The sequence below is a fragment of the Bacillus sp. NTK071 genome (assembly GCF_017303315.1).
Lineage (GTDB): Bacteria > Bacillota > Bacilli > Bacillales > Guptibacillaceae > Guptibacillus.
In genome coordinates this window covers 1-1129 of sequence record NZ_JAFKOI010000043.1, presented here as the reverse complement: position 1 = coordinate 1129, position 1129 = coordinate 1, and the positions used below count along the sequence as shown (strand labels likewise).

The window sequence follows — 1129 nt, the reverse complement described above, 5'->3', positions numbered from 1 at the left end:
ACGCATTATCTAAAAGAAAATAAAGAGAAGTATTCTGGGTGACAAACCTCTGCACTTTTCTTTGCATTTTCCTGCACTTTTCTATTGCAAAATACAACAGATAAGCTCCGATGATAACGGAACAAAAGATACAAAACTATTTTTTAATAAAGCCGTTTTTAAATAACCCATACCATTCTCTTATTTCTTCACTTTTCAGGACATCCAATTTACTTAATATATCTCTGGAAAATTCTAGAGCCCCACTTCCATTAGCTGTGATTAAACAACCACCACTAATAGAATGTTCGTGTATGTAATTATTGTCACCTCGATAATGAGGTGCTCCTTCTTTTAAATAAGCCAATGAATTCCCTGTATGTTTATGGTGATTAAGGTATCCGTATTCTCCTAAAAAAGTAGTCGCATCACAAATCGCTGCTACTGGAATATCCTTTCCGACACAATAATCTACAAGCTTTATTGCCTGATGGTTTTTTTCTTCTCTCCATCCCGTTCCCCCAGGTATAATCAGCATCGCTAATTCTAAATTAAGAGAGAATTCTCGTAAGCTATAATCCGGTAGAACCTTTAATCCACCCATTGAGATTTTAGGATTCTTATCAATCGCAATTGTCTGTACTTCATAGCCCGTTCCTGGTTTATTTAATTCAGCAGTCACATAACTTGCTTCCCAATCAGCAAAACCATCAGTAATAAAAACCAAAACTTTTTTCATTTGTATGTCCCCTTTAGTTTTCATTGTGATTTTCTAATTTCCCATTCTATGTACTACCATTTATTTCAAATTAATGTAGATTACTCAATCTTTTTTTCACTTATAAAAAAGCTTATCTGATTACTGATAAGCTCCGAGTTAATTGAAGACGCAACATATATTGATTTTATCCTATACGTCATTCTCGCTCATTCTATGTTCTTTCTCATTTTTCTTTTATCATTAAGGTTTAAAACAATCTCGTAACCAAAGGCAACTATTAAACCCGACCAAAGGATTATAGCCGATGAAAAGAGATCACCTGTAAAAATGAGATTGTGAGTGTAGTTTATAAATAACAATATCAAATAGGTATAAAAGCCAATGATCGCTCCCTTTTTCCAATTTATCACTTGTCTATTAGTCATAGAT

2 protein-coding genes are annotated in these 1129 nt (G+C 33.4%); both read right to left on the bottom strand.

Annotated features, from left to right (window positions below):
* Nucleotides 1–136: 136 nt before the first annotated feature.
* Entirely contained in the window at nucleotides 137–718 is a 582-nt protein-coding gene (locus tag JI666_RS20875; protein ID WP_206895012.1) for a type 1 glutamine amidotransferase family protein, read from the bottom strand.
* Between the two features lie 188 nt (nucleotides 719–906).
* The coding region (locus JI666_RS20870) for a hypothetical protein (protein WP_286171010.1) at nucleotides 907–1129 on the bottom strand (223 nt) is incomplete at its 5' end.

What these genes read in the sequence shown, in the direction of transcription:
- JI666_RS20875 (WP_206895012.1), bottom strand. Translation starts at nt 718, where the DNA reads ATGAAAAAAGTTTTGGTTTTTATTACTGATGGTTTTGCTGATTGGGAA.